This is a genomic window from Micromonospora sp. CA-111912 (genome assembly GCF_050948415.1).
Classification (GTDB): Bacteria; Actinomycetota; Actinomycetes; order Mycobacteriales; family Micromonosporaceae; genus Micromonospora.
Genome location: NZ_CP192007.1, coordinates 4,943,843 through 4,962,843 on the forward strand (window position 1 = coordinate 4,943,843; position 19,001 = coordinate 4,962,843).

Below are 19,001 nucleotides of genomic sequence, written 5' to 3' on the forward strand. Positions count from 1 at the left end.
CCCACCAGCCGTCGTCCGGCATGGCAGCGGAATCCGCCGCGACGAGCGCGTGCGCGCGGCACGCCGCCCACGCCGGGCTCAACGCGGCGAGCCAGCCCGCCCGCACCTCAGCTCCACGGTGCTCCGCCGCCGGACTTCGGCACGCCCCCGACCCACCCCGACGAGCCGCGAGCGCCGGCCAAGGCTAGGTCCGTCGCCACAGGTTGAACAAGATTTCCCGCCGCCAGACGGGGATGATTGATGTCAATGCCGAATACCGGCATGTACCCGTAACACGGTCAGCGGTCCCGGCGCTTTACCCACCGGGAGCGGGTCCGTCCGGGTGGTTCGCGAAAGCCGGACGAGTGCGTCAGAAGTGCCGGAGCAGCTCCGGGAAGGCGGCCAGCCGGAGCACCCCGGCGTCCGTCGGGTCGAGGTCGTCGTGCTCCAGTACCCAGGTGTTCTCGTTCGGGATGAACACCGCCCGCATCCCGGCCGCCCGGGCCGGCAGGATGTCCGACCTCGGGGAGTTGCCGATCATCCAGGCGGCAGCCGGGTCGAAGCCGTGCTCCCCGACCAGCCACCGGTAGGTCTCGGCGTCCTTCTCCCGCACGATGTGCGCGGCGTGGAAGTGGTGCAGCAGCCCGGACGCGTCCAGCTTGCGCTGCTGCTCCTCGCGGTCGCCCTTGGTGAGCAGCAGCAGCCGGTGCCGCCCGGCCAGCGCGTCGAGCGTTTCGGCGACCCCGGGCATCAGCTCGACCCGGTGCGCGACGAGCGCCTCGGCCAGTTGGTCGATCTCCCGACGCTCGGCGTCGGTGGCGGGACGCTCGCGCAGCCGCTCCAGGCACTCGCCCAGGCTCCGCAGGAAGACCTTGCTGCCGTACCCGTGGGCGACGGCGTTGGCCCGCTCCACGTCGTCGAGCACCTTCCGGATCTCGACCCGGTCGAGCGTAGGGTGGTCCAGCCAGTCGAGGAAGTCTTGGATGACCCGCTCGAACAGCACGTTGTTCTCCCACAGCGTGTCGTCGGCGTCGAAGACCATCACCTGCGCGCCCCGGCGCCGCCCCATGGCGTGTCCCATGTTCTTCCCTCCCGCATGACCCGGGACACCGTACTGCCCGCCCCGGGAACGGGGCATGCGGGTTTACGCCGGGCAGAACGGGAACCGCCAGGGGACGGACCCGCGACGAGAGGAGCAGCCGCGATGACTGCGACGACGAGCGCCATGCTCAATCGGCTGACCGACGCCGCCCGCCACGGGTCGGCTGGACCGGTCGGGGCAGGCCGACGGCCGGGCACCGAAGTGCCCGTCTCAAGGTGAGTGCGGCTCGATGGCGGCGAGCAGTTCGTGCATGCCGGACGAGGGGTTGTCGTCGGGGAAGACGGTCCCGTCCCGTTCGTGGCGCTTGGTCAGAAGAGCCGCGCGGCCGGCGGCCAGTTGTCGGTATGCCATGTACCGAGCCGCATCGATGCGCTTGCCATCTCGCCCATCAAGCTTGCGGCTCCTGCGCTCGGCCACGCTGGTATCCATGAAGGCGGTCTGATCCTCGAAGTGGAGGATCAGCCACAACTCGAAGCAGGGGTTGGAGATGGCAAGGCGGATGCCGTGCTCGGCCGCCAGCCGGATGGCCTGATCAAGGTGCGGATGGTTCATCGGCCACTCGACATCGAACACACACCAGCACTCGTCGACCTCGTCGTCCCGGCTCCGCTCGACGGCTCGCTTCACGAGGGTGAGCGGCACCCCCTGATCCGGATCGATCTCCACGTCGATGGAGGTGTTGCTGCGTACGTGGGGAAGTCGCTTCAGTGCGTTCACGTAGTCGGGCTCCGAGGCCTCGCCCTCGCAGAACACGACGATCGTCCTGCGTTCCGGTCGGCTGGCGATCCGCCGTCTGAGGTCCTTGACCCTCGTCCTCCTCGGTGCCACCGCCGCTAGCCGATCAACCCGAGCGCGCGCAGCATGTCCGTGCGATCGACGTCCGGGAGCGCCCCGAACCGGCCGTGCAGATATGCCTTTTCCAGGTTCTGCGACCGCCTGACCCGCTCACCGGCGAACTCGGCCAGGGCGCCGAGTCGAGTGGCACCGTCCGCTGTCTTCTCGGTCAGCCAGACCTCGTCGCGGTTCAGGTGGTTGAGCAGGCTCGTATCGTGCGAGGTGAAGATCAGTTGCGCGCCTGCCGGATTGGTCGTCGGATCGTGGAACAGTCGGATCAATTGCATGGACAACGTCGGATGCAAACTGGCGTCCAGTTCGTCGAAGAGCAGCAGCGAACCCGATCTGAGTGAGCTCAGCACCGGCCCGATGAGTTGGAACCAGGTCCTGGTGCCCTCCGACTCCGCAGAGAATTCGAAGGGGAGGGCCTCCTGCGCCGTCCGGTGGACCAGCCGTACCCTGCGCTGCTTGAGCACGCGGTCGGGCTCACCATCAGCACGAAAAAGGCCACCGTCGTGCTCCTCGAACACCACGTCCTCGATGCCGAGGTCGGCCAATCTCAGCAGCGCCAGAGCCTGCGCCCGATCCGAGTCGAATGCCTCAGGTCGATTGTCGAGACCTGACGGTGCCGATTGCCCGACCTCAGAGGGCTCCTCGAACCAGCGAAGTGTCGACCTGCTGCTAGCGGCGCGATTCAGACGCGCGAACATGGAGCCCTGGGTGGGCAGTTGTCCCAACGTCTGAATGCCGAGCAGGGCGCTGGCGAAGTCCGACACGAGGGGTTCGTCGAAGCGCCGGGCGATGGAGAGCGCGAGCGAGCGGTCGGTGAGCAGTTCCCGCGTGCCGGACAAGTTGCCGAGGCCCCGCTGAAGGGTCAGACTGACGCCTTCACGCTCGAAGATTCGTCGACGCTTCTTCTCGGGGTAGTGGAAGAGGCCCTCGTAGCGGACCGCCGCTTCGTCGAGTTCGAGGACGTACTCGAATCGCACGCCCGCGACGACAGACTCCACGGTGAACTCCGACGGGCGCTCCTGTCCGTCGGAGAACGCGAATCGTTCGACAGGGATGCGATCGTCCCAGAAACGCAGAGAATCCGCGACCGCATCACGCAGCCACGTCAACGCGGCGATGACATTGGACTTGCCCGAGGCGTTCGGGCCGAAGACGGCCGCGACGGGCAGGAGACTCTCGCCGAGGTTGGGCGCGTCCCGCGCCTCGACCCGGTCGCGATCGACGGCGACCATCGACAACTCGACTGGATCGAGTATCGAACGAAAGTTCGCGGCCTCGAACCGGATCAGCACGGCGACACCCTTCCCCTACATCTGACTGCCATCCTAGTCCCGATCTCGTCAAAAACGCGCGAAGGAGGCCTTCTGTCGGCATCGCAGCGACAAGGATGTCGTTCCTGAGGGCGCACGCGGACCCCCAAGAGGCGGGTCAGCGGCGCAGGGTGAGGATCAGGTCGGCGACCAGGGCCGTCCAGCCCGTCTGGTGCCACGCGCCCAGGCCCGCGCCGTTGTCGCCGTGGAAGTACTCGGGGAAGCAGATAAGGTCCCGCCAGTCCGGGTGGGTCTGGAAGAGCTGGGCGGCCCCGTAGATCGGCCGCCGGCCCCAGTCGTCCCGGGTGAACAGGGCGATGAGCCGCGCGGAGAGGTCGTCGGCGATCTCGTCGAGGGTGCGCTTCACCCCCGACCGGGTCGGGTACTCCACCTGGAGGTCGTCGCCGAAGAACGCCGCGTAGTCGCGCAGCGCGCTGATCAGCAGGAAGTTGGTCGGCATCCAGATCGGGCCGCGCCAGTTAGAGTTGCCGCCGAACAGGCCGCTGGTCGACTCGGCCGGCTCGTAGCCGACGCTGAACTCCTGCCCGCCGAGGGTGACGGTGAACGGCTTGTCCAGGTGGGCGCGGCTGAGCGTGCGCAGGCCGTACTCGGAGAGGAACTCGTCGGGGTCCAGCATCCGGGCCAGCAGCCGGACCACCTGCTCCGGGCCGACCATGGACAGCAGCCGCTGCTGGCGGCCGTCCGGGCCGATCCGTCGGGCGCCGATCACGCCGGCGTACTCGGGGCGGTTGGTGAGGAACCAGCGCAGCCGGGCGCCCAGCTCGGGCAGCCGGTGCAGGGTGCGCGCGGTGAGCCGGGTGGTCGCCGCCAGCGGCAGCAGCCCGACCACCGAGCGGACCTTCAGCGGCACCTGGCTGCCGTCGGCCAGCCGCAGCACGTCGTAGAAGAACGCGTCCTCGTCGTCCCACAGCCCCTGCTCGTACGCGGCGGCGGCGATGTAGGCGAAGTGTTCGAAGAACTTGGTGGCGGTGTCAGCCCAGGTGGGGTCGTGTTCGGCCAGGACGATGGCGATGTCGAGCAGGTTGAGCGCGTACATGCCCATCCAGCCCGTGCCGTCGGACTGCTCCAGCGTCCCGGCCACCGGCAGCGCCGCCGAACGGTCGAAGGGGCCGACGTTGTCCAGCCCGAGGAAGCCGCCCTCGAAGACGTTGTTGCCGCCGGTGTCCTTGCGGTTGACCCACCAGGTGAAGTTGAGCAGCAGCTTGTGCATCACCCGGGCGAGGAACTCGTGGTCGCGGGAGCCGTCGATCTCGAACACCTTCAGCGCCGCCCAGGCGTGCACGGGCGGGTTGACGTCGCCGAACGCCCACTCGTACGCGGGGATCTGCCCGTTGGGGTGCAGGTACCACTCCCGCAGCAGGAGCAGGAGCTGCGACTTGGCGAAGCCCGGGTCGACCCGGGCGATGCTCACGCAGTGGAAGGCCAGGTCCCAGGCCGCGTACCAGGGGTACTCCCAGGGGTCCGGCATGGAGATCACGTCGAAGCTGGTCATGTGCCACCAGTGGCTGTTGCGCCCGTGCCGGCGGCCGGCCGGCGGGGGCGCGGAGCCGGGGTCGCCGGCCAGCCACCGCTGCACGTCGAAGTGGTAGAACTGCTTGCCCCACATCAGCCCGGCGATGGCCTGCCGGGCGACCAGCGCCTCGTCGGCCGTGGCGGCGTCCGGCACGACGCTGTCGAAGAACCGGTTCGCCTCGGCCCGCCGGGCCCACACCACCGCGTCGAAGCCGTCGCCCAGGTCGGCCCGGGGCGGCGGCGTCCCGCCGGGCGGCGGGACGGTGCGGGTCAGCCGCAGCCGGATCTGCCGGCGCCCGCCGGCGGGCACGTCGAGCACGTAGTGCAGCGCACCCTTGGTCCCCACCCGCTCCGGGTTGACCGTCGCCGCGCCGTCGACCACGTGGTCGTTGATCCCGTCCTTCGGGTACGGCGAGCGGCCGGGCAGCCCCCAGAGCCGCTCGGCGTTGGTGTCGTTGTCGCACAGCAGCGGGACGGGATCGCCGTCGCCCTCCAGGAGGATCTGGCCGAGCACCCAGTGCTCGCCGACCAGCCGGGCGCCGCCGTCGGGACCGGAGCCGGAGCCGACGATCCGGGGCACCCGGTCGCCGCCGGGCAGCCCCCACGCCCAGGTGTTGCGGAACCACAGCGACGGCAGCACGTGCAGCCGCTCGTCGGTGTCCCCCCGGTTGGCCACGGTCACCACGACGCACATGTCGCTCGGGGACGCCTTGGCGTAGTCGACGGTCACCGCCCAGTACCGGTCGTCGTCGAAGACACCGGTGTCGACCAGCTCGTACTCGGTGTCGTCGCGACCGCGCAGGGCGTTGACGGCGACCAGCTCGTCGTACGGGAAGGCGGCCTGGGGGTAGTGGTAGCGCCAGCGCATCCAGGAGTGGGTGGGCGTGGAGTCCAGGTACCACCAGTAGTCCTTGGCGTCCTCACCGTGGTTGCCGCCGTCGCCGCCGAGGCCGAACATCCGCTCCTTGAGGATCGGGTCCCGGCCGTTCCACAGGGCGAGGGCGAAGCAGAACGTCTGCCGGTCGTCGCAGACGCCCGCCATGCCGTCCTCGTTCCACCGGTAGGCTCTGGACCGCGCGTGATCGTGGGGGAAGTAGTCCCACGCCGTGCCGTGCTCGCTGTAGTCCTCCCGTACCGTCCCCCACGCCCGCTCGGACAGATAGGGACCCCATGCGCGCCAGTCCTGCTCCCCCGAGTCGGCCTGGGCGAGCCGGAGCCGTTCGGCGTCGGGTACGGACGCGGGGCCAGGGGGCACGTCGGTGATCACGTGCCTATCTTCGACGCCGCCGGGGTACTTCACCACAGCGGCCATTCTCGTCGTGGCGTGTTACACCTCGGCGCTGCTGGAGGAAAGTTGATCGACATTCGTTTCGGCCCCCAGGTGTGTGGGGAGCTGACCGGCGGGGCCACCAGGGAATGGCTGGTCCCGGACGGCCTGGGCGGGTACGCGATGGGCACCGTGAGCGGGCTGCGCACCCGCCGCTACCACGGGCTGCTGGTGGTCCCCGGCCAGACACCGGCGTCCCGTCGGATGGGACTGGTCAGCCTGGACCCGGCGGTCGTCCTCCCCTCCGGGGCCCGGCTGCGCCTCGGCGCGCACGAGTGGTCCTCCGGCGACGTCGACCCGCGCGGCTTCGAGCTGCTGGAAGGCTTCGACCTGACCGACGGCCTGCCGCGCTGGCGGTGGCGCATCGGCGACGTGGTCATCGAGCGTGAGCTGGCCATGGCGTACGGGCGCTCGTGCGTGGCCGTGGTGCACCGGCTCGTCGCCGGCGGGCCGGTCCGGCTGGAGCTGTCGGCGGCCTGCACCTGGCGGGACGCGCACGGCGAGCGGCGCGCGGACGGCCCGGCGCCCCGGGTCGAGCCGGTGGACGGCGGCGCGGTGGTGGAGGGCGCGTTCCGGCTCGCCGGGCCCGGCTGGGCCCCGGAGGGCCAGTGGTGGGTCGGCGTGCACCACCGCGAGGAGGAGGCGCGGGGCCTGCACCCCGACGAGGACGTGTGGCACGCCGGGCGGTTCTCCGGGGCCCTGGAGCGCCCCGGCGACACGGTGTCGGTGCTGGCCTGGGCCGGAGACCTGGCCGCCGAGCCGCCCCCGGCGGAGGAGATCGTCGCGGCGGCCCGGCGGCGCAACCGGCAGGTGGTGGCGCGGGCAACGCCGGCCGACGCGGTCGAGGCCACCCTCGCGCTGGCCGCCGATGCGTTCGTGGTGCGCACCGCCGCCGGCCCCGACGTGGTCGCCGGCTACCCGTGGTTCGGCGCCTGGTCGCGGGACACGATGACCTCCTATGAGGGGCTCTTCCTGAGCACCAACCGGGCCGACGAGGGGCGGGAGCTGCTGCGGGCGTACGCGGCGACGCTGTCGGAGGGGATGCTCGCCAACACCGCCGACACCGGGCGGGTGGAGTACAACACGGTCGACGCGACGCTGTGGTTCCTGCACGCGGTGAGCCGGCACGTCACCGTCAGCGGGGACACCGACCTCGGCGACGAGCTGCTGCCCGCGCTGCGCGGGATCGTCGACGCACACGTGGCCGGCACCCGGTACGGCATCGCCGTCGACCCGGCCGACGGGCTGATCACCCAGGGCGGCACCCCGGGCACGGCGCTGACCTGGATGGACGCCCGGGTGCACGGGGTGCCGGTCACGCCGCGCACCGGCAAGCCGGTGGAGGTCAACGCGCTGTGGGTCAACGGCCTCGCGGGGTTGGCCGAGCTGACCGAGCTGGCCGGCTCCGACGCCGCCGAACTGTGGCGGCTGCATGCCCGGGCCACCGCGTCGTTCGCCGCCCGGTTCCCCTCGCCGGTCGGCTGGCTGCACGACATGGTGGACGCGCCCGCGCCCGCGTACCCGCTGGGTGGGGCGCCGTTCCACGACGACGACCTGCTGCGGCCGAACCAGCTGCTGGCCTGGTCGCTGCCGTACGCGCCGCTGGAGCCGGACGAGCCGACCCTGCGCCGGGTGGCCGCCGGGCTGCTCACCCCGCTCGGGCCGCGCAGCCTCTCCCCCGGCTGCCCCGGCTACGTCGCCCGGCACCGGGGCGGCCCGGCCGAGCGGGACGGCGGCTACCACCAGGGCACGGTGTGGCCGTGGCTGCTCGGGCCGTACGTGGACGCCGCCCGGCGGGCGAAGATGGACGTCGCCGGGTTGTTCGCGGGCATCGACGCGCACCTGAGCGAGTACGGGCTGGGTTCGGTCAGCGAGACCGCCGACGGGGCGGCCCCGCACGGCGCGACCGGCTGCCCGTTCCAGGCGTGGTCGGTGGCCGAGGTGCTGCGCGCCCGGCGGGTGCGCCGGTAACGCTTTACATCCCGGCAACGGTGACGTCTCCGCCGGTTATCCGGCCGGGGACAGGATGGGCCCCGATCCAGGGCGCGTCGGCGGCATCCGGTCTGCGGGTGCGGCCGGCGCGCGCCGGAGCCAACTCCGAGGGGGCCGAATGTCACCTGACGCCGAAGTGATCGACATCCACCCCGCCCGGCGCCAGCGGGTGCTGATGCTGTCGTGGGAGTACCCGCCGGTGCTCGTCGGCGGCCTCGGCCGCCACGTCCACGCCCTCTCCGTCGCCCTCGCCACCGCCGGCCACGAAGTCACCGTCATCACCCGCCACACCGACGGCGCACCCCACGAGGAATACGCCGACGGCGTCCGCATCCTCCGCGCCGCCGAAGACCCCGTCACCTTCCCCCTCGCCACCAGCAGCCTCCTCGCCTGGACCATGGCCTTCAACCACACCCTCACCCGCGCCGCCCTACGCGCCACCGAATCCGCCACCTACGACATCGTCCACGCCCACGACTGGCTCGTCGCACACACCGCAATCACCCTCCGAGACCACCTCGACATCCCACTCATCACCACCATCCACGCCACCGAAGCCGGCCGACACCAAGGCTGGCTCCCCGAAGAGATGAACCGCACCATCCACGGCATCGAACACTGGATCAGCGGCGAATCCAACCGGGTCATCGCCTGCTCCGGATACATGCGCGAGCAGGTGACCCGGCTGTTCGACGTGCCGGCGGGCCGGGTCGACGTGGTGCCCAACGGGGTGGACGGTCGGGCCTGGCACGCCCGTCCCCGGGCGGTGGCCTCGGCCCGGGCCCGGTTCGCCGGGGACGGCCCCCTGGTCGGGTACGCCGGCCGGCTGGTCTACGAGAAGGGCGTGCAGCACCTGGTGCACGCGGTGCCGTACCTGCGCGAGCGGCACCCCGGGCTGCGGGTGGTGATCGCCGGCGACGGCCCGTACCGGGAGGAACTGGTGGACCAGGCGCACCGACTGCGCCTCGGCGACACGGTGCGCTTCGCCGGCTTCATGAACTCCACCCAACTCCCGGCCATGCTGGCCGCCACCGACGCCACCGTGGTGCCGAGCCTCTACGAGCCGTTCGGCATGGTCGCCCTGGAGGCCGCGGCGGCCGGCGCGCCGCTGGCGGTCGCCGCGACCGGTGGCCTCGCCGAGATCGTCGAGCCCGGCGTCACCGGGGTGACCTTCCCGCACAGCGACCCGGACGCGCTCGCCGGCGCGGTCGACCGGCTCCTCGGCGACGAGGTCTTCGCCCGCCGGGTGGCCCGCCGGGCCCGCACCATGGTCAGCGAGCGGTACGGCTGGGCGACCATCGCCGCGCACACCGCGAGCAGCTACGCCGCGGCCCGCCGCGAGCACGGCACGTTCCAGGCCCGGCGGGCGGCGAGCCGGCTGGCCACCGGGCACACCCGGATCGCCATTCCGGAGGGGAACCTGTTGACGACTGGCCATACGGCCTGCTGACAGCTTTCCCCGGCCTGTCGTCCGATAGGTCCACACCGATCCGCTGGCTATGGTGTACGTCGACCAGCGGTGAGGAGAGCGGTGCAGCAGGTAGTGATCGCCGGCCGGTACCGCCTACTCGACCTCGTGGGCCGCGGCGGGATGGGCCGGGTGTGGCGGGCGAGGGACGGCGTGTTGCACCGCGACGTCGCGGTCAAGCAGGTCGTCCCGCCGGCCTGGTTGTCCGACGAGGAGCGCGACGAACTGCGCCTGCGCACCCTGCGGGAGGGCCGGACGGCGGCCCGGCTCAACCACCCCAACGTGGTCCGGGTGTACGACGTGGTGCCGGTGGGCGACGACCCATGGTTGATCATGGAGTACGTCCCGTCCCGGTCGCTGCAGAACGTGCTGGACACGTCCGGGCCCGTGTCGCCCCGGGAGGCCGCGTCGATCGGGCTGGCACTGCTGGCCGCGCTGCGCGCCGCGCACCACGCCGGGGTGCTGCACCGCGACGTGAAGCCGGCCAACGTGCTGATCGCCCACGACGGGCGGGTGATGCTCACCGACTTCGGGCTGGCCGTGTTCGACGACGGGGACCCGACGATGACCCGGCCGGGGCTGGTGCTCGGCTCGCCGCAGTTCGTCGCCCCGGAGCGGGCCGCCGAGGGGTGCTCCAGCGTGGAGGCGGACCTGTGGTCGCTCGGGGCGACCCTGCACGCATCCGTCGAGGGCCGGTCCCCGTACGCCCGCAGCACCGCGATGGCGACGCTGAGCGCCCTGGCCACCCGGGAGCCCGACCCGGCGCCGCACGCCGGCCCGCTGGGCCCGGTCCTGGCCGGCCTGCTGCGCCGCGACCCGCGCGACCGCACCGACCACGACGAGACGCAGCGGCGGTTGGCCTCGGCTGCCACCGGGGACGGGGAACCGTGCCCCCTGGCCCTCGCCGCGCCGGCCACGCTGCTGCCGCCGGACGTCCTCGACCCGGGGGCCGCCCCGCCGTCCACCCCGGCCGACCACGGCCGCCCGGCCGGATCCGGCCCGAACGGCCGGCGCTGGCCGTTGGCAGTGGCGGCCGGGGCGTTCGCCGCGCTCGCCGCGATCTCCACCGCGATCGCGCTCGGTCAACGCGAGCACGACCGGGGCGCGCCGCCGGGGATCGAGGCCGGGCGGCCGGGAGCCGTACCGGACGGGCCGGGAGCCGGGCCGAACCGGACGGGAGCCGAGCCCGGAGCGGGGCTACCCGGAGCGGGACCGCCCGGCAAAAGCGTGCCGCCTCCGCCCTTCCCCTGTCTGCGGCCCTACCCCGCCGGCGAACCCGCTCCCACCGTCTCCCCCGCCCGGGGCGAGCGGCTCCGGCTGCCGGCCGGTTGGCGCTGGTACGCCGACCCGGCCGGGTTCCGGCTCGCCGTACCGCCGGGCTGGCGGCACTACCGGCAGGGGGACGCGGTCTGCTTCCAGGATCCGACGGCCCGGCGGGTGCTGACCGTCGCCCCGGCCGGCGATCCCGACGCCGCCCCACTGGCCCAGCTACGGGTGAACGAGCGGCGCGCACTGGACGCGGGCGCCCTGCACGGGTACGCGAAGATCCGGCTGGAGACGGTGGCCGGCCGGGGGTCGGAGTGGGAGGCCGCCTGGGACGCCCCGTACGGGGCCCGGCTGCACGCGGTGCAGCTGATCCCGCGCGACACCCGGGCGTGGTCGCTCTCCTGGAGCGCCCCCGACGCGGACTGGCCGACCGGCGCGAGCGAGCGGAACACGATGCGGGTCAGCTTCCGGCCCGGCGCCACCGGTTGAGACACGGTGCCCAACGGCACGGCGCACGCCGACACCGTCCTCTGTGGACCGTCCGGGTTGTTGCCCCCGGGCGGCGGCTCTGCCAGAGTGGCATAGTTTGTGGATCAAGAACCCTGGGGAGGGCGAGGCGTCATGATGGGACCGTCCCACGCGCTGTCGGGCGCGGCGGTGTGGCTGACCGGCTCCTGGGCGCTCGACCAGTTCGCCGACTACCACCAGTCGCCGCTGGCACTGGCGGTCGGCACCGCGGTCTGCGCCGGCGGGGCGCTCTTCCCCGACCTCGACCTGTCCGGCAAGGTGACCCGCAACCAGGGCGGCGCCACGGTGGCCCGCACCTTCGGGGTGGTCAGCCTCTTCGTCGCCGAGGTGATGGAGAAGATCTCGCTCGGCGTCTACTACGCCACCAAACTGAGCAAGGACCCGCGCCGCAACAACGGCCACCGCACGCTGACCCACACCATCCCGTTCACCGTGCTGGTCGGCTGGGGCACCACCGCGCTGTGTGCCGCGTACGGCAAGTGGGCCGTGGTCGGCATCCTGTTCTTCATGTTCGGGCTGGCCCTGCGCGGGCTGTTCGACCGGTGGGCGGAGCGCGCGGGCTGGGTCATCGTGACCCTGTCCTCGGCCGCCGCCGCCTGGTTCACCTTCGTCAACCTGCCCGGCGACCGGGGGTACCCGCTGATCGGGCTGGCCGTCGGGGTGGGCTGCTTCGTGCACATCCTCGGCGACATGATCACCCGCGCCGGGGTGCCGATTCTCTGGCCGATCCCGATCAAGCGCCGGATGTGGACGATGGTCGGCCTGCCGAACAGCATCGCCCTGCGCACCGGCAGCAAGGCCGAGGTCATCGTGCTGCGCGGCGTGCTGACCGCAATCACCGTGCTGGCCGCCGTGGGCCTGGTCGCCCCCTCGGTGCTGCGGAAGTTCAACATCGAGATCTGACCGCGCCCCGGTCAACCGCCTGAGTGGCGCCGCCGGACCGGCCGCCCCACCCGCCGGCGGGTCCGGTCGAGGACGGCGCCGCGGGCCGGTTCCCGGCAGCGCCGTCCTCGACCGTTGGGCGTCAGCCTCCGATGCCCAACGCGGGCTCGGCGGCCTCCAGCAGCGGCCCGCGCACGGATCGGCCGATGCGGTGGGCCTCGGCCAGGATGTGGGTGCGCCAGCGTCGCCACAGCGGGGTGAGCCGGGAGGTGACCAGGACGACGTCGACGGCGCCGTCGGGCAGGACGGTGCGGATGCCGATGGCGTGGTGGGTCGGGTGCGCCGGGTCGGCGGGCAGCCGTTCGAGCAGCGTCTCGTCGTAGTCGAACAGGTCGGCGGGCGGGAACCCGGCCGGCAGGGTGTCGCCGCAGCCGAACACGGCGACCCGGGTGCCCGGCGGCAGGGTGTCGCGCAGGTGGGCCAGCTCCGCCGTCACGTCCAGGCCGCGGACCCGGTTGGTCCCCCGGCGGATGGCGGGCAGTTCCAGCCTGACGTGCCAGTCGCGGGTGTCCTCGAGCTGGGGCAGGTGCTTGGAGTACCAGGCCCACAGCAGTTCTATCAAGGGCTCGGGATGCTTGTGCAGGAACGTGAGCATGTTGCTGCGGTTGTCGCTGAGGTCCGGGTCCGACCGGCGCGGGTGCGGCGTGTCCACCGCCCAGCCCTCGCGGCTGACCTCGAACGACAGGCCGTGCCGGTACAGGCGGAAGCCCAGCTCCGTGTCCTCGGCCCCCCAGGAGCGGAAGATCTCGTCGAAGCCGCCCACGGCCCAGAACTCCTCGGCCGGGACGGAACAGTTGCACGTCCAGAACAGTTGCCAGGGCAGCGCCGTGCGGGCGAGGTAGAAGCGGGCGGTCGCGAAGAGGGAGTGCCGGGAGTCCTGGAATTCCGGGTTGGTGCCGTGGTCGCGCACGACCTCCTCGGGGGTGTGTGTCTGGAGGATTTCCTCCAGGCCGGGGGTCGGGTAGCCGGGACGGAAGCCGTAGGTGTAGCCGATCACCGCCCGCGCCGGGCCGGGCTCCCGGTGTGCGGCCAGGTGCCCGGCGACGAAGTCGGGGCCGGGCAGGATGCCGCTGTCCACGAAGGCCAGGATCTCGCCCCGGGCGAGGCGGGCCCCGGCGTTGCGGGCCGTGGCGGCCCGGAAGCCCAGGTCCTCCTGGAAGTGGTATCGCAGGCGGAGCCGGCCGGTGAAGTCCTCCACCGTCTGGCGGGTGTCGTCGGTCGACCCGTCGTCGGCGACGATGACCTCGAAGGAGTCCGTCGGTGTCCGCTGGTCGGCCAGGGCCGTCAGCGTGCCGCGCAAGAGACGGGAGCGGTTGTAGGTGGGGATGATGACGGAAATCATCGGCGTTGCGGCGCCAGAGGACATTGTGGCGACTCCGGGTGGTCGGGGCGTAACAACGTAGCTGTCGCCGAGCACCGGGGTCCATCATCCGTGAGGGTTTTTCATTTCCGTCTCACGATTCGATCCGAAGGGGTTCCGCCGAGCGGGAATCCACGCACCGTCGGGCGCGGTCGGCCTGTGTGGACAGAGTGTGCGAACGCGCCGGACGAACCGACCTAAGCTGTCCGCCTTTTTGAAGGTTCCGTGTCGTCGCACTGCTGAAATCGACGAGAAGTCTCTACCATCGGTTCAACGATACCGTTCAGGGCATGACTGCTGACATCACAGGCGCCGCCCATGTCGTCGACCCGGCTACCGTCATGGGGTTGCTTCCGGTCAGGCCGCGGCTACTCGCCCTGGGCGAGCCCACTCACGGCGAGGACGTTCTGCTCGACCTGCGAAACGATCTCTTCCGGCAGCTCGTCGAGCGGGAGGGCTACCGGACGATCGCGATCGAGAGCGATTGCCTGATGGGCCTGGTCGTGGACGACCACGTCACCTCGGGCACCGGCATCCTCGACGACGTCATGGAGCGCGGCTTCAGCCACGGGTTCGGCGCGTCCGCGGCCAACCGCGAGCTGGTGCGCTGGATGCGCGCGTACAACGACGGCCGGCCCACGGCGGAGCAACTGCGCTTCGCCGGTTTCGACGGCCCATTGGAGATCACCGGCGCCGCGAGCCCCGCGCAGGCCCTCACCGCACTCCACGGCTATCTCACCGCCTGGGTTGACGCCGATCTGCTCCCCTGCACCGCGGAAACGCTTGACCGTCTGCTCGGCACCGACGACCGGTGGACCAATCCCGCCGCGATGATGGACCCGTCCCAGTCCGTGGGGCAGACGCCCGACGCCAAACAGCTGCGTCTGCTCGCCGATGACCTGGTGGCCCTGCTCGACGCGAGGACACCGCGCCTGATCGCGGCGTCCTCACGGGAGGACTGGCACCGAGCACGCCTGTACGGGCGTACCGCTATGGGGCTGCTGCGCTACCACTTCTGGATGGCCGACAACTCGCCGAGCCGCATGGCGAGGCTGCTGGACCTGCGGGCATCGATGATGGCCGCCAACCTGCTCGCCATCGCCGAACGGGGACCGGCGCTGGTGTACGCCCACAACGCGCATCTTCAGCGGGACACGAGCACGATGCGGATGGCCGGCTCGCCGCTGCAGTGGTGGAGCGCCGGCGCGATCGTCAGTGCCCACCTCGGCGAGGGATACGCCTTCCTCGCCACAGCCCTCGGCACGATTCGCCACCGGGGAGTGGACGCCCCACCTCCGGACACCGTCGAGGGGCTGCTGTACGCGCTCCCGGAGGAGCGATACATCGTCGACGCCCGCCGACTGGCCACTGCCCTCGCCGACGTGACGCCCGCCTCCCGGGTGTCCCCCTGGTTCGGGTACGCCCCGCTTGATCCGGCCCACGTGGCCAGCACCGACGGGATCGTGTTCGTCAAGGACGCCCGGCGGAGCTAGGGAGCAGGTGCTTGGCGTCGCGTGGGTCCAGCGGCCTGCGGCGTCGTCGACTATTGACGCCCTCGTGACACGTGTCCTACGGTCTGCCGAAACGCCTTGTCGAAGCGTTTCGACACAACGTTTCGACGCGGTTGGTTCGACGCGGCGTTTCGGCGCGGGTCGACTTGCCGCGGCATCACGGTAGGAGCCGAGAAGTGAAGTTCACCGACGGGTACTGGCTACTGCGACCGGGGTTCAGCGTGCTGCGCCCCGGCACGGTCGAATCGGTCGAGCCGGACGAACGGGGCTTCACCGTCTTCGCGCCGACCGGCCGGATCACCGGGCGGGGCGACACCCTCAACCGGCCGGTCGTCACCGTCCGGTTCTTCTCCCCCGCCCCCGGCGTCGTCGGGGTGACCGTCGGCCACCACCACGGCGGGCTGTCGAAGCAGCCCCGCTTCGCGCTGTCGGCCGGCGACGAGCACCCGGTCACCGTGGAGGTCACCGGGGACAGCGCGTCCCTGACCACCGGCGAGCTGACCGCCCGGGTCACGCTCGTCGACCGGTGGCGGGTCGACTTCCTGCGCGGCGACCGCCTGGTCACCTCGTCCACCGAGCGCAGCGTCGGCATCGCCACCGACGGCGAGGGCCGCACGTACGTCCACGAGCGGCTGGCGCTGGGCGTCGGCGAGACGGTGTACGGCCTCGGCGAGCGCTTCGGCCCGTTCGTCAAGAACGGCCAGACCGTCGACATCTGGAACGCCGACGGCGGCACCGCCAGCGAGCAGGCGTACAAGAACGTGCCGTTCTATCTCAGCAGCGCCGGGTACGGGGTCTTCGTCGACCACCCCGAGCACGTGTCGTTCGAGATCGGCTCCGAGGTCGTCTCGCAGACCCAGTTCAGCGTCGAGGGACAGTCGCTGACCTACTACCTGATCGACGGGCCCACCCCGAAGGACGTGCTGCGCCGCTACACCGCGCTGACCGGCCGGCCCGCCCGCGTCCCGGCCTGGTCGTACGGGCTGTGGCTGTCGACGTCGTTCACCACCCCCTACGACGAGAGGACCGTCACCGAGTTCATCGACGGAATGGCCGAGCGGGACCTGCCGCTGTCGGTGTTCCACTTCGACTGCTTCTGGATGCGGCAGTTCCACTGGGTCGACTTCGTCTGGGACCCGGCGACCTTCCCCGACCCGGAGGGCATGCTGCGCCGGCTGCACGAGCGGGGCCTGAAGGTGTGCGTCTGGATCAACCCGTACATCGCCCAGCGCTCCTACCTGTTCGAGGAGGGCCGCCAGGCCGGGTACCTGGTCCGCAACCCCGATGGCTCGGTGTGGCAGTGGGACAGGTGGCAGGCCGGCATGGCGCTGGTCGACTTCACCAACCCCGACGCCGTGGCCTGGTTCTCCGGAAAGCTCAGGGCGCTGCTCGACATGGGCGTGGACTGCTTCAAGACCGACTTCGGCGAGCGCATCCCCACCGACGTGGTCTGGCACGACGGGTCGGACCCGCAGCGGATGCACAACTACTACGCCCACCTCTACAACCGGGCGGTCTTCGAGCTGCTGGAGGCCGAGCGCGGGATCGGCGAGGCGGTGGTGTTCGCCCGGTCGGCCACGGCCGGCGGCCAGCAGTTCCCGGTGCACTGGGGCGGCGACTGCGAGTCCACGTTCGCGGCGATGGCCGAGTCGCTGCGTGGCGGGCTGTCGCTGTCCGCGTCCGGGTTCGGCTACTGGAGCCACGACATCGGCGGCTTCGAGGGCACCCCCGACCCGGCGGTGTTCAAGCGGTGGATCGCGTTCGGGCTGCTCTCCTCCCACTCCCGGCTGCACGGCTCCGGCTCGTACCGGGTGCCGTGGGCGTTCGACGACGAGGCCGTCGAGGTGCTGCGCCACTTCACCCGGCTCAAGCTGCGCCTGATGCCGTACCTCGCGGCGGCGGCCGAGGAGGCGCACCACGACGGCGTGCCGGTGATGCGGCCGATGGTGGTGGAGTTCCCGGACGACCCGGCCGCGGCGTACCTGGACCGGCAGTACATGCTCGGCCCCGACCTGCTGGTGGCGCCCGTGCTGAGCGCCGACGGCCGGGTGACGTTCTGGGTGCCGGCCGGCACCTGGACCCACGTGGTCACCGGCGAGCAGCTCACCGGACCGGCCTGGGTGGACCAGCAGCACGGCTTCGACAGCCTGCCGGTGCTGGCCCGACCCGGCGCGGTGCTCGCCGTCGGATCCACCCACGACCGGCCGGACTACGCGTGGGCCGACGGCGTCGAGCTGCGGCTGTACGCGCCCGCCGAGGGGCAGCGGACCCGGGTGCGGGTGCCCTCGCCCGGCGGCGGGCTCGGGGCGGAGTTCGAGATCCGGTACGCCGACGGGGCGGCCACCGCAGGACTGGTGGGCGGAGAATCATCGGGGTACACCGTGGTGGTCGTGGGAGCGGAGGCGAACCGGTGACGAGAAGTTTTCCCGAGGGGTTCCTGTGGGGGGCCGCCACGGCGGCGTACCAGATCGAGGGGGCGGCCACCGAGGACGGCCGGGGTTCGTCCATTTGGGACACCTACAGCCACACCCCCGGCCGCACCCTGAACGGGGACACCGGCGACGTGGCCGCCGACCACTACCACCGGTGGGTCGACGACCTCGGCCACCTGTCGGAGCTGGGGCTCGGGGCGTACCGTTTCTCGATCTCCTGGCCCCGGGTGCAGCCCGGCGGCTCCGGTGCGTTCAACCGGGCCGGGGTGGACTTCTACTCCCGCCTCGTCGACGGCCTTCTGGAACGGGGCATCCGCCCGGTGGCCACCATGTACCACTGGGACCTGCCGCAGGAGTTGGAGGACGCGGGCGGCTGGCCTGCGCGGGACACCGCGCTGCGCTTCCGGGACTACGCGGCCGGCATCGTCGGCGCGCTCGGCGACCGGGTGCACACCTGGACCACGTTCAACGAGCCGTGGTGCTCGGCGTACCTCGGCTACGGCTCCGGGGTGCACGCGCCGGGCCGCACCGAGCCGGCCGGTGCGCTGGCCGCCGTGCACCACCTGAATCTGGCGCACGGGCTGGCCGGGCGGGCGGTGCGGGAGCTGGCCCCGGCGGCGGAGCTGTCGGTCACGCTGAACCTGCACGTGATCCGCCCGGCGTCGGACTCGGCCGCCGACGCCGACGCGGTGCGCCGCATCGACGCGCTGGCCAACCGGGCGTTCCTCGGACCGATGCTCGGCGGGGCCTACCCGGCCGACCTGATCGCCGACACCGCGGAGGTCACCGACTGGTCGTTCGTGCGCGACGGCGACGAGCGGGCGGCGGGGGTGCCGCTGGACGTGCTCGGGGTGAACTACTACTCGACCACCCTGGTCCGGGCGTGGGACGGCGCCTCGGCCCGGTCCGCCGCCGACGGGCACGGCAGCTCGGCACACACCCCGTGGGTCGGTGCCGCGAACGTCGACTTCCTGCCCCAGCCCGGGCCGTACACCGCGATGGGCTGGAACATCGACCCGAGCGGGATGACCGAGCTGCTGCTGCGGCTGTCCCGGGAGCACCCGGGCCAGCCGCTGATGATCACCGAGAACGGCGCCGCGTTCGACGACGTGGTCTCCCCCGACGGCCGGGTGCACGACGACCGGCGCGTCGACTACCTCTACCGGCACGTTGACGCGGTCGGGGCGGCGATGGACGCGGGCGCGGACGTCCGCGGCTACTTCGCGTGGTCGCTGCTGGACAACTTCGAGTGGTCGTACGGCTACGATCGGCGGTTCGGCATCATCCGGGTCGACTACGAAACCCAAGCCCGGACCTGGAAGGACAGCGCGTACTGGTACCGGGGCCTGGTCGCCACGGGCCGGCTGGAGCCGCCGGCCGGCTCCTGACGGCCCCGCTCGCCTGG

The 19,001-nt window shown here is 71.9% G+C and carries 12 protein-coding genes; 7 read left to right on the forward strand and 5 right to left on the reverse strand.

Annotation, left to right across the window (positions count from 1 at the left end; translation table 11 throughout):
* Nucleotides 1-349 precede the first annotated feature (349 nt).
* From ACQPZO_RS20315 to ACQPZO_RS20330, 4 genes are all read right to left on the reverse strand, one after another.
* Nucleotides 350-1,048, reverse strand: coding sequence for an HAD family hydrolase (locus ACQPZO_RS20315; protein ID WP_433351111.1), 699 nt, complete (start codon nucleotides 1,046-1,048; stop codon nucleotides 350-352).
* A 243-nt stretch (nucleotides 1,049-1,291) separates the two neighbouring features.
* Nucleotides 1,292-1,834, reverse strand: a complete 543-nt coding sequence (locus ACQPZO_RS20320) for an RloB family protein (protein ID WP_433343140.1) — start codon at nucleotides 1,832-1,834, stop codon at nucleotides 1,292-1,294.
* Between the two features lie 80 nt (nucleotides 1,835-1,914).
* Entirely contained in the window at nucleotides 1,915-3,219 is a 1,305-nt protein-coding gene (locus ACQPZO_RS20325) for an AAA family ATPase (protein ID WP_433343142.1), read from the reverse strand.
* A 136-nt stretch (nucleotides 3,220-3,355) separates the two neighbouring features.
* Nucleotides 3,356-6,082: an MGH1-like glycoside hydrolase domain-containing protein gene (locus ACQPZO_RS20330; protein ID WP_433343144.1), complete on the reverse strand. Its 2,727-nt coding sequence runs from the start codon at nucleotides 6,080-6,082 to the stop codon at nucleotides 3,356-3,358.
* Between the two features lie 42 nt (nucleotides 6,083-6,124).
* Here ACQPZO_RS20330 and ACQPZO_RS20335 point away from each other — a divergent pair, with 42 nt between their 5' ends.
* From ACQPZO_RS20335 to ACQPZO_RS20350, 4 genes are all read left to right on the forward strand, one after another.
* Nucleotides 6,125-8,068 carry an amylo-alpha-1,6-glucosidase gene (locus ACQPZO_RS20335; protein WP_433343146.1) on the forward strand — a complete coding sequence of 648 codons (1,944 nt, stop codon included), beginning with the start codon at nucleotides 6,125-6,127 and terminating at the stop codon, nucleotides 8,066-8,068.
* A 139-nt stretch (nucleotides 8,069-8,207) separates the two neighbouring features.
* The gene (locus tag ACQPZO_RS20340) at nucleotides 8,208-9,539 is read left to right on the forward strand and encodes a glycosyltransferase family 4 protein (protein ID WP_433343148.1); all 1,332 of its coding nucleotides are present in this window, start codon (nucleotides 8,208-8,210) and stop codon (nucleotides 9,537-9,539) included.
* A gap of 81 nt (nucleotides 9,540-9,620) precedes the next feature.
* On the forward strand, nucleotides 9,621-11,312 hold the full coding sequence (locus ACQPZO_RS20345; RefSeq protein WP_433343150.1) for a serine/threonine-protein kinase: 1,692 nt from the start codon (nucleotides 9,621-9,623) through the stop codon (nucleotides 11,310-11,312).
* 132 nt (nucleotides 11,313-11,444) lie between these two features.
* Nucleotides 11,445-12,254: a metal-dependent hydrolase gene (locus tag ACQPZO_RS20350; protein WP_387026209.1), complete on the forward strand. Its 810-nt coding sequence runs from the start codon at nucleotides 11,445-11,447 to the stop codon at nucleotides 12,252-12,254.
* A 121-nt stretch (nucleotides 12,255-12,375) separates the two neighbouring features.
* Here ACQPZO_RS20350 and ACQPZO_RS20355 read toward each other — a convergent pair whose 3' ends face one another.
* Complete coding sequence (locus ACQPZO_RS20355) at nucleotides 12,376-13,635, reverse strand: glycosyltransferase (protein WP_433343151.1); 1,260 nt, start codon at nucleotides 13,633-13,635, stop codon at nucleotides 12,376-12,378.
* Between the two features lie 308 nt (nucleotides 13,636-13,943).
* Here ACQPZO_RS20355 and ACQPZO_RS20360 point away from each other — a divergent pair, with 308 nt between their 5' ends.
* The 3 genes from ACQPZO_RS20360 to ACQPZO_RS20370 all read left to right on the forward strand — a co-directional run bounded on the left by ACQPZO_RS20360 (nucleotide 13,944) and on the right by ACQPZO_RS20370 (nucleotide 18,984).
* Nucleotides 13,944-15,146, forward strand: coding sequence for an erythromycin esterase family protein (locus tag ACQPZO_RS20360; protein WP_433343153.1), 1,203 nt, complete (start codon nucleotides 13,944-13,946; stop codon nucleotides 15,144-15,146).
* A 194-nt stretch (nucleotides 15,147-15,340) separates the two neighbouring features.
* A complete protein-coding gene (yicI, locus tag ACQPZO_RS20365; RefSeq protein WP_433343154.1) occupies nucleotides 15,341-17,578 on the forward strand; it encodes an alpha-xylosidase in 2,238 nt (745 codons plus the stop codon).
* A complete protein-coding gene (locus ACQPZO_RS20370) occupies nucleotides 17,575-18,984 on the forward strand; it encodes a GH1 family beta-glucosidase (protein WP_433343156.1) in 1,410 nt (469 codons plus the stop codon). The genes yicI and ACQPZO_RS20370 overlap by 4 nt, the downstream gene beginning before the upstream one ends.
* Nucleotides 18,985-19,001 lie beyond the last annotated feature (17 nt).

What these genes read in the sequence shown, in the direction of transcription:
- ACQPZO_RS20315 (WP_433351111.1), bottom strand. Translation starts at nt 1,048, where the DNA reads ATGGGGCGGCGCCGGGGCGCGCAGGTGATGGTCTTCGACGCCGACGAC.
- ACQPZO_RS20330 (WP_433343144.1), bottom strand. Translation starts at nt 6,082, where the DNA reads ATGGCCGCTGTGGTGAAGTACCCCGGCGGCGTCGAAGATAGGCACGTG.
- ACQPZO_RS20340 (WP_433343148.1), top strand. Translation starts at nt 8,208, where the DNA reads ATGTCACCTGACGCCGAAGTGATCGACATCCACCCCGCCCGGCGCCAG.
- ACQPZO_RS20350 (WP_387026209.1), top strand. Translation starts at nt 11,445, where the DNA reads ATGATGGGACCGTCCCACGCGCTGTCGGGCGCGGCGGTGTGGCTGACC.
- ACQPZO_RS20355 (WP_433343151.1), bottom strand. Translation starts at nt 13,635, where the DNA reads ATGATTTCCGTCATCATCCCCACCTACAACCGCTCCCGTCTCTTGCGC.
- ACQPZO_RS20360 (WP_433343153.1), top strand. Translation starts at nt 13,944, where the DNA reads ATGACTGCTGACATCACAGGCGCCGCCCATGTCGTCGACCCGGCTACC.